Annotated in this window: 12 protein-coding genes; 10 read left to right on the top strand and 2 right to left on the bottom strand. The window is 72.7% G+C overall.

Features of this window, described 5'->3' with window-relative positions; translation table 11 throughout:
- Window positions 1-135 precede the first annotated feature (135 nt).
- Genes AB0B68_RS17020 through AB0B68_RS16975 form a run of 10 tightly spaced genes read left to right on the top strand, consistent with a single transcriptional unit; the run spans window position 136 to window position 11,747 of the window.
- Window positions 136-1,227 carry a LacI family DNA-binding transcriptional regulator gene (locus AB0B68_RS17020; protein WP_357260895.1) on the top strand — a complete coding sequence of 364 codons (1,092 nt, stop codon included), beginning with the start codon at window positions 136-138 and terminating at the stop codon, window positions 1,225-1,227.
- Window positions 1,224-2,159: a sugar ABC transporter permease gene (locus AB0B68_RS17015; RefSeq protein WP_355010245.1), complete on the top strand. Its 936-nt coding sequence runs from the start codon at window positions 1,224-1,226 to the stop codon at window positions 2,157-2,159. The genes AB0B68_RS17020 and AB0B68_RS17015 overlap by 4 nt, the downstream gene beginning before the upstream one ends.
- A gap of 1 nt (window position 2,160) precedes the next feature.
- Window positions 2,161-3,000: a carbohydrate ABC transporter permease gene (locus tag AB0B68_RS17010; RefSeq protein ID WP_238667634.1), complete on the top strand. Its 840-nt coding sequence runs from the start codon at window positions 2,161-2,163 to the stop codon at window positions 2,998-3,000.
- 36 nt (window positions 3,001-3,036) lie between these two features.
- Window positions 3,037-4,329 carry a sugar ABC transporter substrate-binding protein gene (locus AB0B68_RS17005; RefSeq protein WP_357233654.1) on the top strand — a complete coding sequence of 431 codons (1,293 nt, stop codon included), beginning with the start codon at window positions 3,037-3,039 and terminating at the stop codon, window positions 4,327-4,329.
- 4 nt (window positions 4,330-4,333) lie between these two features.
- Entirely contained in the window at window positions 4,334-5,503 is a 1,170-nt protein-coding gene (locus tag AB0B68_RS17000; protein ID WP_357260892.1) for an ADP-ribosylglycohydrolase family protein, read from the top strand.
- Window positions 5,500-6,861 (top strand): ADP-ribosylglycohydrolase family protein, encoded by a 1,362-nt coding sequence (locus tag AB0B68_RS16995; RefSeq protein ID WP_357260889.1) that lies wholly within the window; start codon window positions 5,500-5,502, stop codon window positions 6,859-6,861. Before AB0B68_RS17000 ends, AB0B68_RS16995 begins: the two co-directional genes overlap by 4 nt.
- Window positions 6,858-7,796 (top strand): ribokinase, encoded by a 939-nt coding sequence (locus AB0B68_RS16990; RefSeq protein ID WP_357260886.1) that lies wholly within the window; start codon window positions 6,858-6,860, stop codon window positions 7,794-7,796. The genes AB0B68_RS16995 and AB0B68_RS16990 overlap by 4 nt, the downstream gene beginning before the upstream one ends.
- Window positions 7,793-9,742, top strand: a complete 1,950-nt coding sequence (locus AB0B68_RS16985; RefSeq protein ID WP_357260883.1) for an SUMF1/EgtB/PvdO family nonheme iron enzyme — start codon at window positions 7,793-7,795, stop codon at window positions 9,740-9,742. Before AB0B68_RS16990 ends, AB0B68_RS16985 begins: the two co-directional genes overlap by 4 nt.
- Window positions 9,739-10,926 (top strand): CoA transferase, encoded by a 1,188-nt coding sequence (locus tag AB0B68_RS16980; protein WP_357206889.1) that lies wholly within the window; start codon window positions 9,739-9,741, stop codon window positions 10,924-10,926. The genes AB0B68_RS16985 and AB0B68_RS16980 overlap by 4 nt, the downstream gene beginning before the upstream one ends.
- Window positions 10,926-11,747: a CoA ester lyase gene (locus AB0B68_RS16975; RefSeq protein WP_357260881.1), complete on the top strand. Its 822-nt coding sequence runs from the start codon at window positions 10,926-10,928 to the stop codon at window positions 11,745-11,747. The genes AB0B68_RS16980 and AB0B68_RS16975 overlap by 1 nt, the downstream gene beginning before the upstream one ends.
- A gap of 85 nt (window positions 11,748-11,832) precedes the next feature.
- Here AB0B68_RS16975 and AB0B68_RS16970 read toward each other — a convergent pair whose 3' ends face one another.
- Window positions 11,833-12,426 carry a DUF305 domain-containing protein gene (locus tag AB0B68_RS16970; RefSeq protein ID WP_357206887.1) on the bottom strand — a complete coding sequence of 198 codons (594 nt, stop codon included), beginning with the start codon at window positions 12,424-12,426 and terminating at the stop codon, window positions 11,833-11,835.
- Between the two features lie 71 nt (window positions 12,427-12,497).
- On the bottom strand, window positions 12,498-13,412 hold the full coding sequence (locus AB0B68_RS16965) for a DUF1996 domain-containing protein (protein WP_357260878.1): 915 nt from the start codon (window positions 13,410-13,412) through the stop codon (window positions 12,498-12,500).
- Between the last annotated feature and the right edge of the window lie 315 nt (window positions 13,413-13,727).

Below are 13,727 nucleotides of genomic sequence, written 5' to 3'. Positions count from 1 at the left end.
GCGGTGCGGGGGGTGCGCGGTGGGGTGCGGGTCGCGGGGGTTGGAAACGTTTTCGTAACGGGCCCTTGACCTCTCCGCCACTTGCGGAGCAGACTCCCCGGAAACGTTTACAGCTATCGGGTGGAGGTGCCGAACGTGGGTCGTAAACGTTTACAGGAACCGGCGGACGGCCGGCCCACAGTGCACACCGTCGCCGCCCGCGCCGGCGTCTCCATCGCGTCCGCCTCGCGGGTGCTCAACGGCGTCGGCGGCAGCCCCGAGACGATCCGCAAGGTCCGTGAGGCGGCCGCCGAGGTGGGCTACGTGCCCAACGCGATCGCGCGGTCGTTGCAGTCCCAGCGCACCGGCCTGATCGCGCTCGCGGTGGAGGACATCGGCAACCCGGTCTACGTGGAGATGATGCGGGCCATCGAGGCTGTGGTCGCGTCCTCCGGGCGGCAACTGCTGGTGCACGCCACCGGCGGGCGGATCGACAACGAGACCGCTCTGCTGCGACGACTGGCCAACCGCTACGTGGACGGCATGATCATCTCGCCGATCCGGGTCACCGACGACCATCTCACCGCGCTGGTGGACAGTCCGGTGCCGGTGGTGGTCGTCGGCCAGCTCGGCGAGGACGCTCCGATCGACAACGTGCGTACCGACTCGCGCCACGGTGTGGCGCTTGCCGTGGACCATCTCGTCGCCACCGGCCGACGGCGGATCGGTTTCGTCAACGGCCCGCTCGACACCGTTCCGGGCGCCGCCCGCGACGCCGGATTCCGGGCCGCCCTGACCCGACACGGCATCCCGCTCGACGCCGACCTGATCGAGGTCGGCGACTTCCAGTACGCGGCCGGCCGCGCCGCCACCGAGCGACTGCTCGCCCGCGCCGACCCGGACGCCCTGGTCTGCGCCAACGACCTCATCGCGGTCGGCGCGCTGCACGCCCTGCTGGTCGCCGGCCGTCGGGTGCCGCAGGACGTCGCCCTGGTCGGCATGGACGACACCGAACTGGCCCGGATGATGTTTCCCCAGCTCTCCAGCGTCTCGCTCGGCTCGGCCGAGCGTGGTCGCCGAGCCGCCGAACTGCTCCTGCACCGCATTGCCGACGCCACAGTGCCGCCGCGACGCGAGCAGGTGCCGCCAAGTCTCGTCGTTCGCGCGTCCAGCGCCGCGACCCTGCCGGTCCCTCGACCCGCCGGCCCACCCACCACCCACCCGTCCAGCGAAGGGGTGACCGCATGACCACCCTGACCGAGCGGCCGGACGTCGAACGGGCCGAGCCGGCCCGGCGGCGCAACCGGTTCCGCTCCGACCGCACCACCATCTACCTTCTCCTGCTGCCGTCGCTGCTGCCGATCCTGGTGCTGTCGGTGTTTCCCCTGCTGCGGGGCATCTACCTCGGCTTCACCGACGCCCGCGCCGGTCGCAACGTCGAGGTCAGCTTCACCGGCCTGGCCAACTACCGGGACCTCCTCGGCGACGAGCTGTTCTGGAACTCGTTCAAGATCGGTCTTCTGTGGGCGGTCGGGGTGACTGTGTTGCAGTTCCTGCTCGCCCTCGGGCTGGCGCTGTTGCTCAACCAGCAACTGCGGTTCCGAGGTGTGGCGCGGGTGCTGGCCGTCGTGCCGTGGGCGATGCCACCCGTCGTCGTCGGCATCCTGTGGAAGCTCGTCTACCACCCCGACGCCGGCCTGATCAACGAGTTCTTCCACCGCGTCGGCGCCGACGGACTGCGGACGAACTGGCTGGGCGACTTCAGCACCGCACTGCCCGCGGTGATCATCGTCGGGGTCTGGGCGGGCATGCCGCAGACCACCGTCGTCCTGCTCGCCGGCCTGCAGGGTGTGGGTCGCGAGCTGCACGAGGCGGCGGCGGTGGACGGGGCCAGCACCTGGCACCGGTTCCGGCACGTCACGCTGCCCGCGCTGGCGCCGGTGATCGTGGCGATCACCTCGCTGGACTTCATCTGGAACTTCAACTCGTTCGGCCTGGTCTACGTGCTCACCGCCGGTGGACCGGGCGGCAAGACGATGCTGCCGATGCTCTTCGCGTACGAGGAGGCGTTCCGCTACGGCAACTACGGCTACGCGGCGGCACTCGGCAACGTCATGGTCGTGATCATCATCGCGCTGCTCGCGGTCTATCTCCGTCGCCGGCTCAGGGAGGCGAACTGACATGTTCGGAAAACCGAGCCGCACGAGCCGGACGCTGCAGTACCTGGCGCTCGCCGGCTACCTGATCTTCCTCGGGTTCCCGCTGGTCTGGCTGCTCTCCACGGCGTTCAAACCGCCGCGCGAACTGGTACGCCTGCACCCGACGCTGATCCCGGACAACCCGACACTGCAGAACTTCGTGCAGGCGTTCACCGAACAGGAGCTGGGCCGGGCAGCGCTCAACAGCCTCCAGGTCTCCCTCGCCTCGGCGGTCCTGACCGTGCTGGTCGCCATGCCGGCGTCGTACGCGTTGGCCCGGTTCCGCTCCAAGCTCGGCACCGCCGCGCTGGGCTGGGTGCTGCTGTCCCAGCTCTTCCCGTTCGTACTCCTGATCATCCCGATCTTCCTGGTGCTGCGGCAGGTCGGTCTGGCCAACACGCACGCCGGGCTGGTGCTGATCTACGTGGTCTGGGCGCTGCCGTTCGCGCTGTGGATGTTGCAGGGCTTCGTCCGCAACATCCCGAGGGAGCTGGAGGAGGCAGCGTCGGTCGACGGCGCCACCCGGGTGCAGGTGCTGCGGCGGGTGGTCTTCCCGCTGCTCGCTCCGGGCCTGGTCGCGACCGCGTTGTTCTCCTTCATCTCGGCCTGGAACGAGTTCTTCTTCGCACTGGTGCTGATCAAGACCCCGGAGCTGGCCACCCTGCCGGTGGCGCTGGCCCGGTTCGTCGGCATCGAGGGCACCGCCCGGCTGGGTCCCCTGGCCGCCGGTTCACTGCTGGCCACGCTGCCCAGCCTGATCTTCTTCGCGTTCATGCAGCGCCGGCTCTCGTCCGGGTCGCTCGCGGGCGCGGTCAAGGGCTGAGCCGTCCCCCCAACCACCACCAAGGAGGTACCCCCCATGCTTCGTACCCGATTCCGCCGACTCGCGGCGGGCGCCGCGGTCGCGGTCGTCGGCCTCGGCGCGCTCACCGCGTGCGGCTCCGGCGGCGACGACGAGGCCGCGTCCGGCCCGGCCAAGCTGCGTTTCCTCAGCCTCGCCTGGCAGAAGGAGTCGCTCCAGGTCAACAAGGACCTGGTCGCCAAGTGGAACGCCGAGCACCCGGACATCCAGGTCGAGTACGTCCAGGGTGACTGGAACTCGGTGCACGACCAGTTGCTCACCTCCTTCGAGGGCGGCGACGCGCCGGACATCGTGCACTACGAGGCGTCCTCGATCGGGGAGTTCAGCAAGCAGGGCTACCTGGCCGACCTCTCCGACCTGGTCTCCGACGACCTGAAGGGGCAGATCGACAAGGGCATCTGGGACACCGCCACCGTCGACGGCAAGGTCACCGGCGTGCCGTTCCTGCTGGAGTCGCAGGTCGTCATCGCCAACAAGAAGCTGCTCGACGCCGCAGGTGTCGCGGTGCCGCCGGCCGACGGCGGCTGGACCTGGGACGAGTTCCAGAGCAACGCGCAAAAGCTCACCAAGCCCGGCCAGTACGGCGCGGCGTGGGCGTTGAAGTCGCCGACCAACCGGGTGCTCAACCTGGCGCTCAACTACGACGGCAAGTTCTTCTACGGCGACGGTGGGCGCACCGAGGTCAAGGTCGGCGACGCGGAGAAGGAGATCCCGAAGCGGATCCACGACATGCTCTACACCGCCAAGTCCGCCTCCCCGGAGGCGCTCGGCATGAGCGGCGCGGACACCCTGCCCGGCTTCTTCGGCGGGAAGTACGCGATGCTGCCCGGCTCGGTGTCGCTGCGCCAGCAGATGGTCGAGCAGGCGCCGGCCGGCTTCGAGTGGGTCACCCTGCCCCCGATCAAGGGACTCTCCACCAAGCAGGCCGCCAACCCGCAGACGCTGTCGATCTCCGAGGACAGCAAGCACAAGAAGCAGGCCGCGCAGTTCCTGGAGTACTTCCTCAACCCGACGAACATGGCCGCCCTGGCCAAGGGCGACTGGCTGGTGCCGACCGGCAAGCAGGCCAACGAGCAACTGGTCAAGCTCACCGACGGCAAGCAGGGCTGGGACGTCGCCGCGGACAGCGCCGCGGACCTGACCGTCGCCCCGTTCCAGCAGGCCGACGGCTACCCGGAGTGGAAGACCAAGTACGCCACCCCGGCCCTCCAGCAGTACTTCGCCAACAAGATCACCCTCGATCAGCTCGGCACGCAGCTGGTCGACGGTGGCAAGCAGGTTCTGAGGTAACGACATGTCACTCTTGCTCGACACATCGGTTGGTTGCCTGGTCGGCGCCGCTGTCGGAGACGCCCTGGGTGGCGCCACCGAGACGGCGCTGCCCGAGCAGATCCGTTCCCGCTTCGGCGGCTGGGTAGAGGGCATCGTGCCCCCGTACCACGCCGACTGGGCCACCGCGCGACCCCTCGCGCCCTACCACAAGGGCGACGGGCACCTCACCGACGACACGTTGATGACCCACGCCCTGGTCCGCGCGTACGCGGCCAAACGGGACCACCTCGATGCCTTCGACGTGGTGGACCTGCTGGTTCCCGACCTGATCGAGCGGGTGGTGTACATCCCCGACCTGGAGCGCGACGGGGTGACCTTCCACCGGCTCGCCGCCGCCGAACGGTGGCTGGTCACCCGACTGCACCACGCCCACGCGGACCCCCGCGAGGCCGGGGTCGGCAACATCGTCAACTGTGGCGCGGCCATGTACATGGCACCGGTCGGCATCGTCAACGCGGGCGACCCGGCCGGGGCGTACGCCGAGGCGGTGGAGATCGCCGGCGCGCACCAGCACAGCTACGGGCGGGAGGCCGCCGCCGTGTTCGCGGCCTCGGTCGCGGCGGCCGCGACCCCCGGCGCGAGCGTCGAGGACGTCGTCGCGGCGGCGCTGGACCTGGCCCGCGACGGCACCCGCGCGGCCATCGACGCGGTGGTCAAGGAGGCCCGCGGCCACAGCGACTGGAAACAGGCCATCCCGGCGCTGCGGGCCGCGGTCGCCCCCTACGACACGGTGGGGGAGGAGTACCGCAGCCCCGGCCTCGGCGCGCGGCGGCCCAGTCGCCTGCACGCCATCGAGGAGTTGCCGGTGGCTCTCGGCATGCTCGTGGTGGCGGGCGGCGACTTCCGGGCCGCGGTGCTCGGCTCGGTCAACTACGGCCGGGACGCCGACTCCACCGCCACCATGGCCGCCGCCATCGCCGGGGCGCTCGGTGGCGCCGACGCGGTGCCGGCGGAATGGTCCGACGTGGTCGCCACCGCCTCCAAGACCGACCTGGTGGAACCGGCCCGGGTCCTCGCGACGGTGGCCGGCGAGGTCTTCGAGCGCGACCAGGCCCGCTTCGCCCGCCGGGCGGAGCGGTTCGCCGGGCTGGCCGCCGTTGCCACCCGGGGGGTTGGGGGCGAGACCCGGTGAGGATCACCTGGGTTCAGCCGGAGGACCTGCTGCCGCACGAGCTTGCTGCCAGCCGGGACGAGGGACGTGACGTCGCCGCGATCGCTCAGCGGTGGACGGCGGCTGGCGGGGACCTGACGCCACCGGTCAGCGGGGCGTCGGTGAACCCGGCGTCGCCGGAGCTGCGGGCCCTCGCCACGGAGCTGCTGGACGCCGCCGACGCGGTGCCCGCCGTCGACACCACTGACGAGGCCGACGACCTGACCTCGCTGCGGGCCGGGTGGCCGACCACCTGGCCGCTGCCGACAGAGGCGGCGTACGACCGGCTGCACGGCGGGTGGCTCGGCCGGGCGGTCGGATGCCTGCTCGGCAAGCCGGTGGAGAAGATCCCCCGCGAGGGCATCCGGGAGATCCTCACCGCTACCGACCGGTGGCCACTGCGCGACTGGTTCACCGCGAAAGGGCTCCCGGCCGACGTGGCCGCCCGCTGGCCGTGGAACCGACGCAGCGCGCCGACCAGCCTCGCCGAGAACATCGACGGGATGCCCGAGGACGACGACCTGAACTACGCGTTGCTGGCCCTGCGCGTGCTGGAGACGCACGGTCGGGGCTTCACCAGCGCCGACGTGGCGCAGGCGTGGCTGGACTGGCTGCCCGGCGGGCGGGTCTTCACCGCCGAGCGGGTGGCCTACCGCAACCTGCTGCTCGGGTACCCGCCGCCGCAGAGCGCCCGCCGGCACAACCCGTTCCGGGAGTGGATCGGCGCGCAGATCCGCACCGACGTGTACGGCTGGGTCAACCCCGGCCGGCCGGACCGCGCCGCCGAACTGGCGGTACGCGACGCGACGGTCAGCCACGTCCGGGGAGGGGTGCACGGCGCGCTCTGGGCCGCGGCACTGTCGGCAGCCGCGCCGGTGGCCGACACCGTGGACGAGGTGCTGGACGCCGCCGAGGCGGTGCTGCCGCCGAACAGCCGGTTCGCCGCCACGGTCCGGGAGGCACGCGCCCTCGGCGCGGGCACCGACGACTGGGAACGCGTCGTCGACGAGCTGTACGCACGACACGGCCACCTGCACTGGGTGCACGTCCGCAACAACGCGGCGCTGGTGGCCGCCGCCCTGGCGTACGGGCGGGGGGACCTGGAACGGTCGATCACCGCCGTGGTCAGTGGTGGCTGGGACACCGACTCGACCGGCGCGACGGTCGGCGCGGTGACCGGAGCGCTCACCGGCGCGTCCGGGTTGCCGCAGCGCTGGGTCGCCCCGCTGCGCAACCGGCTGGCCAGCAGCATCGCCGGCTTCGACGGGATCGGCTTCGACGAGCTGGCCGAGCGGACCCTCGCCCTGGCACGGCCGGCGACGGAAGGGAGCGTGGCATGAGCGCGCGGGTGGCGGTGGTGGGCAGCAGCAACCTGGACCTGGTGGTCACGGCGTCGCGGCTGCCCCGCCCCGGTGAGACGGTGCTCGGCGAGAACTTTCGGACCGTACCCGGCGGCAAGGGCGCCAACCAGGCCGTCGCCGCCGCCCGGGCCGGTGCGGCCTGCGACTTCGTGGGAGCGGTGGGCGACGACGAGTTCGGTACCCGGATGCGGGCGAGTCTCGTCGACGCCGGCGTGGACGTCCGTGGTCTGCGGACCGCAGCCGGCCCCTCCGGTGTCGCGTTGATCGCCGTCGACCGGGACGCGGAGAACTTCATCCTGGTCGCGCCCGGCGCCAACGGAACGCTGACCGAGCTGGACGCGGACGACCGGGCGACGATCGCGGCGGCCGACGTGCTGCTGCTGCAACTGGAGGTGCCGCTGAGCGCCGTGCTCCAGGCGGCGAGCTGGGCCCGGGCCGACGGCACCACACTGGTGCTGAACGCCGCGCCCGCCGCCGCGCTGCCCGCCGCCCTGCTCGACCTGGTCGACGTGCTGGTGGTCAACGAGCACGAGGCGGCGGTCGTTGCCGAGGTCGCCTCCGACGAACCGCCGGTGCTGCTCGACGCCCTGCTGAAGCTGGTGCCCCGGGTGGTGCTCACCCTCGGCGCGCGTGGGGCCGCGTACGCCGATCGACACGGCCTGCGTCTCGCGGTCCCGGCGCCGCAGATCGACGCTGTGGACACCACCGCCGCCGGTGACGCGTTCACCGGCGCGCTCGCCGTCAGCTGGGCCGAACGCGGCGGCGCCAGCACTGAGGACACCGTCACCGCCAGCCTGCGCTGGGCCTGCGCCGCCGGCGCGGCCTGTGCCCAGCGGCCCGGAGCGTCCACCGCCCTGCCCGACCGGCCGGCCATCGACGCCCTCTACGACGCGACCTACCGAGGTGCACCGTGAGCTTCAACCCGTACGTCCCGCGCCCGATCGACCGGCCGACCGAGGTGCCGTTGGGCGGGCACGCCGATCTGAGCACCCTGGACGAGGCGAAGATCTTCGCCGCCCCCGCCGACCCGGCCGACTGGCCGGCGTGGCGGGAGCAGATCGCCCGGTGGCGGGTCGACGCCCGGGACCGGATCGGCTACGTCGGCGAGCACTACGACGAGATCGCCGGTGACTGCTTCAGCGTCTGCCTGGCCTGGCTCTGGGACGAGACGCTCTACGACCACGATCGCGGCGTCTTCACCGTCGACGAGTTCCTCGACGCGGCCGGGAGGGACTTCGGCGGCTTCGACGGGGTGGTGCTCTGGCACGCGTACCCGGTCATCGGCCTCGACGACCGCAACCAGTTCGACTGGTACCGGGACGTCCCGGAGCTACCCGATGTGGTGCGCGCGTTCCAGCAGCGTGGGGTGCGGGTCTTCGTCGACTACAACCCGTGGGACACCGGCACCCGGCGCGAGGTGGGCAGTGACGCCGAGGAGGTCGCCACGCTGGCCGGCAAGCTCGGCGTCGACGGGGTCTTCCTGGACACCCTCAAGGAGGGCGCCGGTGAGCTGCGCACCGCGCTGGACGCGGTGCGCCCCGGCATGGTCCTGGAGGGCGAGAGCCGGGTGCCGCTGGCCCGCATCGCCGACCACGCCATGTCCTGGGCGCAGTGGTTCGCCGACTCCGAGGTGCCCGGCGTGCTGCGGGCGAAGTGGTTCGAGCGACGGCACGTGCTGCACCACACCCGGCGCTGGCACCGCGACCACCTCGACGAGCTGCACTCCGCCTGGCTCAACGGCGTCGGCGTGCTGGTCTGGGAAAGCGTCTTCGGCGTCTGGGTCGGCTGGAACGAGCGCGACCGCGCGGTGCTGCGGGCGATGCGCCGGGTGCAGAGCAGCCACGCCGCGTGGTTGCGCGCCGAGGACTGGGTGCCGCTCGCCGACCACCCCGGCGACGGCCAGGTGTACGCGTCCCGCTGGACGCACGACGACGAGCCGCTGTGGACGGTGGTGAACCGGGGCGCGGACCACGACGGCCCGTGGCTGGTCACCGACCCGAGCGCTGGCCGACACTTCGTCGACCTGGTCACCGGTGCCGCGTTGACCGTCACCGAGACCGCCGACGGTCGACTGGCGGTGGGCGGCCCGCTCCCGGCCGGCGCGATCGCGGCCGTGGCGCGCGGACCCGCCTCCGCGCAGCGGCACGCGCCGCCGACCGGCGACCCGTCCTTCCCGGCCCGCGCGGCGGTGCGCGCCCGTACGCCGTGGGCGCCCTGCCTGCACGTGCCCCAGGGCCTGGTCGCCGTCGAGGGCGGCCGGCACGACCTGGTCGTCCGGCACCGGGTACGGGAGACCGGGCTGTACGGCGAAGCGCCCTACGTCGACGAGTGGAAGCCCTTGCCGCCCCGGCTGCACCACCCCGGCACGCTGCGGCGCAGTGTGCGGCTCGGCCGGTTCGCCATCGCCATGCACGAGGTCACCCACGGCGAGTACGCCGAGTTCCTGCGCGCCGCCGGCTACGTTCCGGTGCGCCCGGAGCGGTTCACCGCCGGCTCCGGTCCGGCCGACGCCCCGGTGACCGGGGTCGAGCTGGCCGACGCGCGGGCGTACGCCACGTGGGCCGGGCTGCGACTGCCCACCGAGGACGAGTGGCAGGTCGCCGCCGAGGCGGGGATGCTCGTACGGCGGGAACCGCTGGTGTGGAACCTGACCGAGAGCGAGCACTCCGACGGTCGTACCCGCTTCGCCATCCTCAAGGGCGGCGCCCAGTACCGGGCGGAGGGCTCCGACTGGTACCTCGACGGCGGCCCGCAACCGGCGGACGTGTCGGTGAAGCTGCTGCTCACCGGTGCCGGCCTCGCCCGCTCGGAACAGGTCGGCTTCCGTTGTGCGGCCGACCTGCCGGAGGTGACCCGGTGACCGCGCCACTGGACGGCGTCAAGGTCGTCGACCTGGCCACCCTCTTCGCCGGGCCGCTCGCTGCGGCGTTCCTCGGTGACTTCGGCGCCGACGTGATCAAGGTGGAGCATCCGGCCAAGCCGGACCCGTCGCGGGGGCACGGCCCGGCCCGCGACGGTGTCGGGCTCTGGTGGAAGGTGCTCGGCCGCAACAAGCGCACCGTCACCCTCAACCTCTCCGACCCGGACGGCGCCGCGTTGCTGCGTCGACTGCTCGCCGACGCCGACGTGCTGGTGGAGAACTTCCGCCCCGGAACACTGGAGCGGTGGGGGCTCGGGCCGGCCGAGCTGCACGCCGTCAACCCCCGGCTGGTGATCACCCGGATCAGTGGGTTCGGGCAGGTCGGCCCGTACGCCCGCCGGCCCGGCTTCGGCACCCTCGCCGAGGCGATGAGCGGTTTCGCCGCGGCCACCGGGGAACCGGACGGGCCGCCCACGCTGCCCCCGTTCGGGCTGGCCGACTCGGTGAGCGCGCTCGCCGCCGCATACGCGGTGATGCTCGCCCTGCGGGCCCGCGACGCCACCGGCGCCGGGCAGGTGGTCGACCTCGCCATCATCGAGCCGATCATGGCGATGCTCGGGCCGCAGGTCACCTGGTACGACCAGCTCGGCTATATCCAGCCCCGGCTGGGCAACCGGTCCAACAACAACGCCCCGCGCAACACCTACCGCTGCGCCGACGGGCGCTGGGTGGCGGTCTCCACCAGCGCGCAGAGCATCGCCGAGCGGGTGCTGCGACTGGTCGGCCGCGGCGAGCTGATCGACGAGCCGTGGTTCGCCACCGGCAGCGGGCGGGCCGCCCACGCCGACGAGTTGGACGCGGCGGTGAGCGCCTGGGTGTCGCAACGGGACCGCGACGAGGTGGTGGCCGCGTTCGAGGAGGCCCAGGCCGCGGTCGCCCCCGTCTACGACGTGCGCGACATCCTCGCCGACCCGCAGTACGCCGCGCTGGGCACCGTGCGCACCGTGCCGGACGAGGAGCTGGGCGAGGTGCGGATGCAGAACGTGCCGTTCCGCCTGACCGAGACGCCCGGCGAGATCCGGCACGCCGGCCGGCGGCACGGCCAGGACACCGACACGGTCTTCGGCGCGCTCGGCCTGAGCGCCGAGGAGTTGGCCGCGCTGCGCGAGCGGGGGGTGCTCTGATGCTGTTGAGCTGGCTCTACGTACCCGGCGACCGCCCGGACCGGTTCGCCAAGGCGGTCGCCTCCGGTGCCGACGCGGTCATCCTCGACCTGGAGGACGCCGTGGTCGCCGGACGCAAGGCGTACGCCCGGGACGCCGTCGCCGAGTTCCTCACCGAGGCGCACCCGGTGTCCGTGCAGGTCCGGGTCAACGAGCTGACCGGCCCGGACCTCGATGCCGACCTGGCGGCGGTGGCCGGCCGGCCCGGGTTGGCCGGGCTGCGGCTGCCGAAGGTCGAGTCGGCCGCGACGCTGGCGGCCCTCGCCGAGCGGGTCGACGTGCCCCTGCACCCGCTGATCGAGTCGGCGGCCGGGCTGGAGGCCGCGTACCCGATAGCCGCCGCCCACCCCGCGGTGGCCTCGATCGGGCTCGGTGAGGCCGACCTGCGCTCGGATCTGGGGGTGAGCGACGACGACGGGCTGCTCTGGGCGCGCGGCCGGGTGGTGGTCGCGGCCCGCGCGGCCGGTCTGGCCCCGCCGGCCATGTCGGTGTACGCCGACGTCGTCGACCTCGCCGGCCTGGCCGCCTCCTGCGCGGCGGGCCGACGGCTCGGGTTCCTCGGCCGTGCGGCGATCCACCCACGCCAGCTCCCGGTGATCGTCGACGCGTTTCGCCCGGCCGATCGGGAGGTGGCGCGCGCCGCGGAGCTGCTGGCCGCCGTGGCGGACGCGCACCAGCGGGATTCGGGGACCGTGGTGCTGCCCGACGGCCGCTTCGCCGACCGGGCGATGGTGGCCGCCGCCCGGCGCGTCGTCGACCTCGCCGCCCGCTACGCCGCCTGAGCCGCGCCGGCTGTTCCTCCAAGACGTCGGTGCGGCTATCCGCCTGCCAGCGTCGGCTCCGCCCGACCGCCCACTGAGCGCGCGGCTACGCGGGGTCGAGGTGATCGAGCCGTTCGAGGTCGGCGGTGCCGGACCGAACCACGGCCGCCGCCAGCGCGATGGTCGCCGGCTGGGCCCCGCTCTGCTGCTCTGCGGTTGCGATCCGGACCGACTGTGCGAGATGCGCCCGCAGGTGCCCGGCGAGCAGGCGGTGAAACGGCTGCCCGTTGGCCGCCCGCAGCGCGGCCATCTCCTGCGCGGTGGCCATGCCCGGCATGTCGTGGCCCTCGTGCGGATTCGTGGTCGGGGCGGCGGCGTCGGCCAGTAGCCGGCGGGCGCGTTCCAGATCGGCGCGTCGGGTGGTGGCCACCTGGGTGGCCGTCTGCCGCCAGGCCGGGTCGGTGGTCCGCCCCGGCACCAGATCGAGGACGGGCAGCAGGCGTTCGGTCATCGCCACGGTCAGTTGCAGCCAGGCGACGTCGGTCGGGTTGAACGCCGTACCCGTGGGGGTCGGCGTGGTCGTCGCCGGTGGCGCGGCCACGGGTGGTGTGGCGGTGCTGACCGCGTCGCGTGGCCCGGGGCCGCAGCCGGCGACGAGCAGCACGGCGATGAGCACCGTGGAGGCTGCGGGCTGGCGCATCCGATCTCCCTTCCCAACCAGGGCGGCGGGCCCGGGTGACCGGACCCGCCGACGTGGTGTGGAGCTGTCGCTCAGATCGGTCGGCCGTCGTGACCGCACTTGATGACAGGACGGATGCAGTCCTGGACCCGGCGGGCCAACTCCGCGACCGGCCAGGCGTTGAAGAAGTCGCCGTGCATGGTGTAGCCCGGCCCGGAGGCCAGCCGGAACCGCGACGGATCGCCGGTGACCGGGTACCGCAGCACCTGACGCAACTTCGGCACGTGCACCGGGTGGGTGCTCGGGCAGGCCTGGTTCACCGGGTACGCCAGGTGGCTCTTGTGGTCCAGCGAGTCGAGGTCACGGCCGTTCCAGCACTGCGGGAAGTCCAGGTACGACTCCAGCATCGTGCCCGACGGGCAGTTGACGAAGTCCTTCGACGGCGGCACGTGCCCGGCGTGCAGGCAGGACCAGCGGGCGATGCTGTCGTTCGGCCCGGTGGCCTTCGCGTTGCCGGCGACGAGCCGCAACCCCTGCGGGAACGGCTGGGTGTTCGCGACGACGTCGGCGCGTACGCCCTCGCCCAGGTAGTAGAACGTGGCGATCGCCGGCTCCACCGCGACGTTGTCCCGGTACAGGGTCGGCACCCAGTACGACGAGACGTCCACCTGCGGGTTGCAGGTGGTGGGCGAGCTGACCAGGTCGGGGAGGGTGGTCCTGGCATTCGTCACAGTGCTGCCGAAGAAGCTGTGCATGTGCGACGCCCCGGGCAGCCCGGGGAAGACGATCGGGTCGTCCGGCAGCCGGTGGCTGTAGGTGCAGTCGGCGGGGAACTCGGCGACCCGGATGGCGTTGGCGCCGAAGTCAGCGCCGGCTTGGCCGGGGGCGGCGTCGGCCCGGTTGGTGGTGGACACCAGGTACGTGCCGAGTAGCACCAGCAGGGCGCCGATCGCCGTGGCGAGGCGCAGTCGGCGGGGGATGCCGGAGAGGGGTGCGGCCCTGTCCATCGTGACTCCTGTCGGGGGACGGGTCAGGGACAGCTCCGGCGCCGCCGCCGAAGGCATCGGAGTTGTGCCTGGCCAGACTGGGTGGTGGCCGGTTGGGCCGGGTGCGAGAGAGCGCTCTCACTGCTCCCAGCCTCACGCCGAAGTCGACAATTGTCAATACGTGCCGCAGATGGTGGAAAGACGACGAAGGGCCGGACCCTCGTGGGGTCCGGCCCTTCGCTCTTGTGGTGTGGGTCAGCTGGTGGCGTAGCCGCGGGTGGCGATCCAGTCGGCGAGGTGTTCGACGCTGATCTGGTAGGCGGCCTGGTTGGGGTC

It is taken from the genome of Micromonospora sp. NPDC049049, assembly GCF_040649115.1.
GTDB lineage: Bacteria > Actinomycetota > Actinomycetes > Mycobacteriales > Micromonosporaceae > Micromonospora.
Note: the sequence above shows the minus strand (reverse complement) of the source record. Positions and strands in the feature narration are given on the sequence as shown.

Bases quoted from the DNA above. Each gene is read 5' to 3' on its own strand.
- AB0B68_RS16970 (WP_357206887.1), bottom strand. From the start codon at position 12,426: ATGCGCCAGCCCGCAGCCTCCACGGTGCTCATCGCCGTGCTGCTCGTC.
- AB0B68_RS17005 (WP_357233654.1), top strand. From the start codon at position 3,037: ATGCTTCGTACCCGATTCCGCCGACTCGCGGCGGGCGCCGCGGTCGCG.
- AB0B68_RS16965 (WP_357260878.1), bottom strand. From the start codon at position 13,412: ATGGACAGGGCCGCACCCCTCTCCGGCATCCCCCGCCGACTGCGCCTC.
- AB0B68_RS17010 (WP_238667634.1), top strand. From the start codon at position 2,161: ATGTTCGGAAAACCGAGCCGCACGAGCCGGACGCTGCAGTACCTGGCG.
- AB0B68_RS17015 (WP_355010245.1), top strand. From the start codon at position 1,224: ATGACCACCCTGACCGAGCGGCCGGACGTCGAACGGGCCGAGCCGGCC.
- AB0B68_RS17000 (WP_357260892.1), top strand. From the start codon at position 4,334: ATGTCACTCTTGCTCGACACATCGGTTGGTTGCCTGGTCGGCGCCGCT.
- AB0B68_RS16990 (WP_357260886.1), top strand. From the start codon at position 6,858: ATGAGCGCGCGGGTGGCGGTGGTGGGCAGCAGCAACCTGGACCTGGTG.
- AB0B68_RS16975 (WP_357260881.1), top strand. From the start codon at position 10,926: ATGCTGTTGAGCTGGCTCTACGTACCCGGCGACCGCCCGGACCGGTTC.